Annotated in this window: 12 protein-coding genes and 1 pseudogene; 3 read left to right on the top strand and 10 right to left on the bottom strand. The window is 70.3% G+C overall.

What is annotated here, in order from left to right; all coding sequences use genetic code 11:
- Together G3N94_RS38545 and G3N94_RS38540 are read left to right on the top strand one after the other, a co-directional pair.
- A partial coding sequence (locus G3N94_RS38545; protein ID WP_205799453.1) for an ABC transporter permease subunit occupies nt 1–791 on the top strand: 791 nt, incomplete at its 5' end.
- A 45-nt stretch (nt 792–836) separates the two neighbouring features.
- Entirely contained in the window at nt 837–1,886 is a 1,050-nt protein-coding gene (locus G3N94_RS38540; RefSeq protein ID WP_205799452.1) for an ABC transporter ATP-binding protein, read from the top strand.
- 42 nt (nt 1,887–1,928) lie between these two features.
- On the opposite strand, the gene flhC is transcribed toward G3N94_RS38540, so the two are convergent.
- From flhC to G3N94_RS38525, 3 genes are all read right to left on the bottom strand, one after another.
- Nucleotides 1,929–2,456 (bottom strand): flagellar transcriptional regulator FlhC, encoded by a 528-nt coding sequence (gene flhC / locus G3N94_RS38535; RefSeq protein WP_205799451.1) that lies wholly within the window; start codon nt 2,454–2,456, stop codon nt 1,929–1,931.
- Nucleotides 2,457–2,467: 11 nt separating this feature from the next.
- Nucleotides 2,468–2,785, bottom strand: coding sequence for a flagellar transcriptional regulator FlhD (flhD, locus tag G3N94_RS38530; protein ID WP_205799450.1), 318 nt, complete (start codon nt 2,783–2,785; stop codon nt 2,468–2,470).
- Between the two features lie 110 nt (nt 2,786–2,895).
- The gene (locus tag G3N94_RS38525) at nt 2,896–3,036 is read right to left on the bottom strand and encodes a hypothetical protein (RefSeq protein ID WP_124600224.1); all 141 of its coding nucleotides are present in this window, start codon (nt 3,034–3,036) and stop codon (nt 2,896–2,898) included.
- Here G3N94_RS38525 and G3N94_RS38520 point away from each other — a divergent pair.
- On the top strand, nt 3,035–3,265 hold the full coding sequence (locus tag G3N94_RS38520; protein ID WP_205799449.1) for a hypothetical protein: 231 nt from the start codon (nt 3,035–3,037) through the stop codon (nt 3,263–3,265). The genes G3N94_RS38525 and G3N94_RS38520 overlap by 2 nt on opposite strands.
- A 121-nt stretch (nt 3,266–3,386) precedes the next feature.
- Here G3N94_RS38520 and G3N94_RS38515 read toward each other — a convergent pair whose 3' ends face one another.
- The 7 genes and pseudogenes from G3N94_RS38515 to G3N94_RS38485 form a co-directional block, all read right to left on the bottom strand.
- Nucleotides 3,387–3,917, bottom strand: a complete 531-nt coding sequence (locus tag G3N94_RS38515) for an SRPBCC family protein (RefSeq protein WP_205799448.1) — start codon at nt 3,915–3,917, stop codon at nt 3,387–3,389.
- 15 nt (nt 3,918–3,932) lie between these two features.
- Entirely contained in the window at nt 3,933–4,565 is a 633-nt protein-coding gene (locus G3N94_RS38510; RefSeq protein WP_205799447.1) for a DUF1571 domain-containing protein, read from the bottom strand.
- Entirely contained in the window at nt 4,562–4,960 is a 399-nt protein-coding gene (locus tag G3N94_RS38505; RefSeq protein ID WP_241022318.1) for a quinol oxidase, read from the bottom strand. Before G3N94_RS38505 ends, G3N94_RS38510 begins: the two co-directional genes overlap by 4 nt.
- Before the next feature lie 59 nt (nt 4,961–5,019).
- Nucleotides 5,020–5,808, bottom strand: a complete 789-nt coding sequence (locus tag G3N94_RS38500; protein ID WP_205799445.1) for an anti-sigma factor — start codon at nt 5,806–5,808, stop codon at nt 5,020–5,022.
- Nucleotides 5,805–6,320, bottom strand: a complete 516-nt coding sequence (locus G3N94_RS38495) for a sigma-70 family RNA polymerase sigma factor (RefSeq protein WP_205799444.1) — start codon at nt 6,318–6,320, stop codon at nt 5,805–5,807. Before G3N94_RS38495 ends, G3N94_RS38500 begins: the two co-directional genes overlap by 4 nt.
- Before the next feature lie 27 nt (nt 6,321–6,347).
- The gene (locus G3N94_RS38490) at nt 6,348–6,707 is read right to left on the bottom strand and encodes a hypothetical protein (protein ID WP_205799443.1); all 360 of its coding nucleotides are present in this window, start codon (nt 6,705–6,707) and stop codon (nt 6,348–6,350) included.
- Between the two features lie 366 nt (nt 6,708–7,073).
- A pseudogene (locus tag G3N94_RS38485) lies at nt 7,074–7,329 on the bottom strand (hypothetical protein); the annotation flags it as partial.

Below are 7,329 nucleotides of genomic sequence, written 5' to 3'. Positions count from 1 at the left end.
CACGGCGCGCCGCGCTGCGCTACGAACTCGGCGCGTGGCGCAGCGGCGTGGTCGCGGCCTTCGTCGCGCTTGCGGCCGCGACGCTCGGCGTGCCGCTCGCGACGATCGGCTACTGGCTCACGCAGCAAGGCGCGGCGGCAGTGACGCCCACCGACGTGTCGCCCGAGCTGCTGTGGCACGCGTCGCTCGCGTCCGCCGGCTACGGCCTCGCGGCCGCCGCGCTGACGACGCTGCTCGCGCTGCCGATCGCATTCGTGCTCGTGCGCTTCCCGGGCCGCGTCGCGACCGCATTCGAGCGCGTCGTGATGACTGCGCAGGGCGTGCCGAGCATCGTGATCGCGCTGGCGCTCGTGTCGCTGACCGTGCGCTTGCTCGAACCGCTGTACCAGAGCTCGCCGATGCTGATCGGTGCGTACGCGATCCTGTTCCTGCCGCTCGCGGTGGTCGCCGCACGCGCGGCGTTGCTGCACGTACAGACGCGGCTCGAGGAAACCGCCCGCTCGCTCGGGCTCGGCTGGTGGCGGACCTTCACGCGCGTCGTGCTGCCGCTCGTCGCGCCGGGCCTCGGCGCGGCGGCGACGATGGTGTTCATCTCGGTCGTCACCGAACTGAACGCGACGCTGCTGCTGTCGCCAACCGGCACGCGCACGCTCGCCACCCAGGTGTGGAGCGACACGTCGCAGCTCGCGTTCGCGGCCGCCGCGCCGTATGCGGCGCTATTGGTCGCGCTGTCGCTCGGCGCATCCGCCGTGCTGTTCCTGCTACTTGGCCGTGCCTCCGTGCGCGCGTGAGCCGCACGTCCGGCCTCCACTTTCGGATCGATCCATAAGCGAACTATGAGCGAACTTCTGCTCCGCGGCCTTTCCAAGTCCTTCGGCACGCATGCGGTGCTGCACGACATCGACCTGACGGTCCGGCGGGGCACGCTGGTCGCGCTGCTCGGCCCGTCCGGCAGCGGCAAGACCACGTTGCTGCGGATCCTGTGCGGCTTCGAACGCGCGGAACGCGGGACGGTCGAGATCGACGGACGCTGCGTCGCGTCCCCCGACACGCACGTCGCGCCCGAACAGCGCCGGATCGGCTATGTGCCGCAGGAAGGCGCGCTGTTTCCGCACCTGTCGGTCGCGGACAACATCGCATTCGGCCTGTCGCGCGCCGCGCGGCGCCGGCATCACCGCGTCGACGAACTGCTCGAGATGGTCGGCCTGCCCGCGTCGTATGCAAACCGTGCGCCGCAGCAGCTGTCCGGCGGGCAGCAGCAGCGCGTCGCGCTGGCGCGCGCGCTCGCGCCCGAGCCGTCGCTCGTGATCCTCGACGAACCGTTCTCGGCGCTCGACACGTCGCTGCGCCACGAAACCCGCAGCGCAGTCTCGGCCGCGCTCGCCGCGGCGGGCGCGACCTCGGTACTCGTCACGCACGACCAGCCCGAAGCGATGACGCTCGGCGACGAAGTCGCGGTGCTGTGGCAAGGCCGCCTCGTGCAGACCGCCGCGCCGCAGACGCTGTACCGGCAGCCCGTCACGCGCGACGTCGCGTCGTTCGTCGGTCAGGCGGTGCTGCTCGCGGGGCACGTGCGCGACGGCCGCATCGGCTGCGCGCTCGGCGAGCTGCCGCTCGTCGCACCCGTGCCCGACGGTCCGGCCGATGCAATGCTGCGGCCCGAGCAGATTCAGGTGGTTCCAGCCGCGCAGGCGCACGGATCGCGCGGCCATGCGGCGCGCGTCGAATCGGCGCAATTCGGCGGTCAGGATGCCGACGTATTCGTCCGCGTCGCTGATGCGCCCGACACGCTCGTGCGTGTACGGGTGCCCGGACATCGCTGCCCGGCCGTCGGCGAGCACGTCGTGATTTCGGTCGACGGCGCAGTGATGGCGTACGCGCGCTGACATTCGATTCGCGGCGCACGGGCACCGACTCGACGACACGCGTCAGTGCATCGCCTGCTTCGCCGTCTTGCCCGCGCGCGCGGGCGGCTGGCAGATCGCGCATGCCTTGCGGCCGTGCAGTTCGTACTTGTGCCCGACGAACTTGCCGCGGCAGCGGTGGCACTGCGTCATCTGCAGCATGCCGCCGTTGAAGAAGCGCACGAGCGTCCATGCGCGCGTCAGGTCGAGCTGCACGTCCATCCCCGAATGCACGCAGTGCTCGCGGTACAGCCGATACCCTTTCGTCAGCGCATCGAGATGCGAGCAACACGCCTCGTCCTTCAGGAACACGTACGTGTTGTAGAACAGCGATGCGTGGATGTTCGCCTGCCACGTCATGTACCAGTCGGCCGACGACGGCAGCATGCCCTTCGGCGGCGACGCGCCCTTCACCTCGCGGTACAGGCGGATCAGGCGGTCGCGCGACAGCGTGAGCTCGGCTTCAAGCAGCTGCATGCGCGCGCCGAGCTCGATCAGGTCGACCGCGCGCGACACTTCCCGCGCGTATTCAATGAGGCTCGCCTTCGACATCGCCGCCGCCGTCACGCGAACTGCGCGGCCGGCTGACCCGCGAGCAGGATCGCCGCATGCGTGTGCGACACGTCCGCGTGCTTCGGCGAACCGGCAAGCGCGGACAGCATCGTGTGATCGTTGAACCGGAACGCGCACAGCAACTGGTCGCACGCGGCGAGCCGCGTCGTCTGCGCGAGCGTCAGCGACGACAGCAAGTCGGCGAGCGCCGCCGTCAGCCCGAGCCGGAACATGCCAGCCGCGCGATCGTCGTGCAGCAGGCGCTGCGCGAGCATCAGGTACGACAGGTTGATATCCCGGATCGCGTCCAGCGTTTCGTGTCGGTTCACGTCTTTTCTCCGTTCAGCCAGGGGGCCGTCGCGTTCGGCCGTCGCATTCGGCCGGCGCATTTTGCCGGCCTGCCGCGCGTCATCGATGCACCACGTGCCGTGCAGTGCGTTCAACATCCGCCGCGTGCGTCGGTCACGCCCGCGGCGATCAGGTTCTTCGCGAGTTCTCGCAGAAGATGCTGGGTCAATGCGCCTGCGCCATTGCGGGCAAGGCGTTGCAGTTCGATCAGGTCTCGTGCCGCGCGGCTCATGATGGCCTCCGTTGGTGTGATGCCGGAATTGGAGCTGCTGGTTCGACAAGGGAGCATCCAGCCACTCAAGCCTCATGCGGCGTTCGTACGTGGAACCGGGCACGGAGGCGTCCGCCGCGTGGGTATCGACACCCTTCTCGGAACGGGTTCGATCACGCCGGACGAAACACGGAAAACGTTTGTTGTGACGAAAGTATCGACGACGGCAGGCAGGATTCAAATCGTCTGACGCTGATCTTCACGTCATATTTTTGCGGTGCGTCGTGTAGGGATTCGCCGACAGGGTTGGTCCGCATAGGGCTAAGCGGGTGCAGCGTCGCGCGGCCGGCTTTACCCACTCACTCACCCGCTCACCCGCGCCCGTCCGGCGTACCGGCGTAGCCCGCGCCGGCGAGCGGCGCGAACGAGCGGCCGTCCGCTTCGACGCAGGCGCCGAGCAGTTGCGCGAGCCCGCGCGCGCCGGCGCGCATCACGACGTCATGGTTCCATTTGAACAGCGGCCGCGCGAGCGGCTCGAGCCAGTTCATCCAGCGCACGTGCGTGCGGATGTGCCACGCATAGCGAACGACCGTGCGCTCGCCGTCGTCGGAGAACGTCCAGCAGCCGTCGCCCTCGACCGCACCGCTCGCGCGGCCTTCGAGCGCGTGCATCGGCTCGACGCGCACGATGCGCATGTCGAAGCTCAGCCGGTAAGGCAGCGCGCCCTTCCACGTATAGCGGTGCAGCGCGCCGACGCCGTGTACGTCGCCGCGCTCGAGCTCGACGGTGCGCTCGGCGCCCTTCCACCAGTCCGGCCACATGTCGGCCTGGTAGATCGCGTTCCACACCGCCGCGAGCGGCGCGTCCACCCGCCACGTCGTCGCAAACCGGTACTCCGCCATGCGGCCTCCCGCGCTTCAGGGTTCGAAGAAGTGATCGGGGAACGCGACGTCGATCTCGACGTCGTCGAGCGTCACGGTCTCGAGCGGCCGGTCGTCGCCGTCCGCGAAACTGACCACCTTCAGCGGAAAGCCGTCGTCCGTATCCAGCCAGAGCTGGTAGCGATGCACGCCCGCAATGTCGTGCGCGGGCGCGCCGGTCACGGACACGCGCAGCGCAGTCCGGCCGCCGACCACCTCCTCGCCCAGCATCACCGTCACACCGCCCACCTGCAGCGCACGGACGTTGCGCAGCAGCTCGCCGACGTCGGACTGGTCGACCCGGTGCCCGTGCGGGTCGACCACGAGCGGATTGGTCGGCGACAGCGACAATGCGGGCGGCATGTGCGCGCCGAACGGCCGCACCCGCACCTTGCGTTTCACCGGGTCGTAGACGAGCACCGCGCCGCGATGCGGCGCGACGAAATCCATCCGGATGTAGCCGGGCTTGCGGTACGCGTAATGGATCTCGGTCGGCTCGCCCTGCCGCGGCGACGAGCGGATCGTCGCGCGGTACGAGCTCGCGTGTTCGAAGTGTTCCTGCGCGACGGTCACGGGATCCGATGTCATGCTCGCTCCAATCAGCGCGGCGGCCAGCCAGGCGGCAATCACGGCGCCCCCTCGACCTCCAGCACGCCTTCCATGCCGCGCTCGCGATGGCTCTTGAAGAACAGCAGCCGATGCGTGCAATAGTAGGCGAAGCGGCCGGGCTGCGTCGCCGTGAAGCGGAGCGTCTTCGGCGTCGTGCTCAGTTCGGTGCGTACCGCGATGCCGGCCTGCGGCGCATCGATCACGAAGCTGTGCGGCACGAGCCCCGCCTCGGCCGACACGGTCAGCTCGACCGGCACACCGGCCTTCACGATCAAGTGGTCCGGGCGAAAGAAATAGCTGCCGCCGACGATCGCGACTCGCTGCACGCCATCCGCATCGACCGGCACGCGCACCGGCGCGTCAGCGGCGGCGGTGCCGGGGTTAGCGTTGGCCGCGCCCACCGCCAGCACCAACATCAACAGGATCCGGGCCAGCAGCCTCATCGCATCCTCCGTTCCCGCGGGTGCGCGGGGCGTCATCCCTTCCACGCGTCCGTCGAACCGCCGAGCGCACCGCACGCGTCCATCGCGATCTCGCGCAGGCGCGGCTCGTCGCCGCGGCCGGACAGCGCATAGCCCATCCCGCGATCCGACCAGAAATACGTGCGGCGGCCATCGTCGATCAGCGCGCGCGGCGTCACGCTGCGCTCGGCGTACGCGGTCACGTACAGCGTCACGCGCCGGCCGTCCACACGCTGGTACATGAACTGCGCGGCCGGCCCCGACTCGCCCGGCAGCAGCCGTCCGCCGATCAGCGCATAGCCGTATTCGGCGAGCGACGGCGCGCGCACCGACCGGCCGACCCGCGCCGACAGCCAGGCGGCGAGTCGCTCGGGCTCGCTCGCGTCGAGCTCGACCGGATGCTGGCGATCGGATGCGTATAGCGCGTACGCGACATCCGCGTGCGCGGCAAACGCAGGCGCTCCCGCTCCGCCGAACGCCGTCCAGCCGGCATGCAGCGCGATGCCGAGCATGAGCCCGGCCGCCAGCGCGCCAACCCCGACTGCGACGCTGCGCCGCCACGACGCGCGGCGCTGCACGAACAGCGCCGGTGCGGCGCCCGGCAGCGGAAACAGCGCCTGCAGCGCGGCGCGTTGCGCGCGGTAATGCGCGAGTCGTTCGGCATCCTCCGGATTCGCCTGCAGGCGTTCGAGCACCTCGCGCCGCTCCGGCCCGGACAGCTCGCCGTCCAGCAACGCGGACAGCAGCTGGGCCGACACATCGGCGTCGTACTCGTTCGAGGGCTTGCGCGAATCGTCCATCATGCCTTCCTGATCACCCGTAGCGCCGCGCCGCGGCCGGCGGACGGCTCGTCCGACAGCAGCGCGCGCATGTGCTCGCGCGCCCGCGCGAGCCGCGACATTACCGTGCCCACCGGCACCGCCAGCACCTGCGCGGCTTCCTGGTAGCTCAACTCCTCGAGCGCGACCAGCAGCAGCACCTCGCGCTGCTCGACGGGCAGCCGGTACAGCGCGCGCTGCACGTCGCGCAACAACAGCCCGCTGATCTCGCCCGCGGGCGCGGCCATCGTCTGCCACGGCGCGGTCGCGTCATCGACCGCGATCTCGCGCCGCGCGCGCAGCTGGTCGATGAAGCGGTGCCGCAGCAGCGTCAGCAGCCATGCGCACAGATTGCCGTCGACGCGCGGCGGCTTGTTCAGCGCGCGCTCGAGCGTGTCCTGCACGAGATCGTCGGCCCACGCCGGGTCGCCCGTCAATGCGCGCGCGTACCGCTTGAGGCGCGGCAGCCACACCAGCAGGTCGGATTCGTAGCTCATCCGGATGCCCCGTGCGCCGCCGCACCGTCACGGCCGCGCGACGTGCCACATGCCGCCCATGCCGTCGCCGCCCGCGTCGCCGGCCTTGCGGTCCATCTTCCAGCGGTACAGCGGGTGCCCGTTGTAGGCCCATTGCATCTTGCCGTCGTCGCGCTTCACGAGGCTCCACGCGCCCGACGCCTTGTCGTACGCGTCGGCGACCGCCGGCGGCCAGCTGGCCGTGCACGCGCTGTCGCACATGCTCTTGCCGCGCGCGTCGTGATCGAACGTGTACAACGTCATGTGGTCTTCGTCGACCAGCTTCCCGCCGCTGACCTGCGGCGGCTCCGCGGCCGCGGGCAACGACGCCCCGACCGTCAGTGCGGCGACGAGCAGCATCCGTTTCATTCCCGTCCTCCTTCGCGTGGCGTCGCGGCGCGCGCGGCGTCGCCGGGTGCGGACGCCGCCGTCGCGAAACGGGACGCTCAACGCCGGGACAATCAACTTCGGGACGATCAACTTCGTCGTGGAAATTATCCCGCCGCGCGGCCGCGCCGTGACTTGGTAGATAAACGGACGACCGCGCCCGATTATTCCGGCGCGAACATGCACTTCGCGCGCGGCGGCAGTTTGGCAACGCGGGCACCGCGTTTTCGGCACGCGCGGGAACGGGGTCGCATGAAAAAAGGCGGCATGACATCGCTGTCATGCCGCCTGGCGTGACCGGTGACGTGCGGCGGGCGACATGCACCCGCCGCGCGCCGTCCGGCTGTGTTACTTCGGCAGTGCGCCCGTCAGCGTCGTGATCAGCGACGACACCGGTGCGAGCGGGTTGTTCGGCGAGCCGCCGCTCGAGTGCGGCGTTACCGACAGGCTCGGCGTCGATCCGAGCGCCGTGCCGACGGCCGTGCCGACCGAATTGACGACCGTGGCCGTCGCGTTCGCGCCGTTCGCCAGCAGCGAGCCGGCTGCGCCCGCGGTGCTGCCCGCCGCATTTGCGCCCGCGCTCATCAGGCTGCCGCCCGCCGCG

The organism is Burkholderia sp. Ac-20353, assembly GCF_017104785.1.
In the GTDB taxonomy this organism is placed as follows: Bacteria; Pseudomonadota; Gammaproteobacteria; order Burkholderiales; family Burkholderiaceae; genus Burkholderia.
The sequence above is the reverse complement of the archived record's forward strand: the minus strand, read 5'-3'. Positions and strand labels throughout refer to the sequence as shown.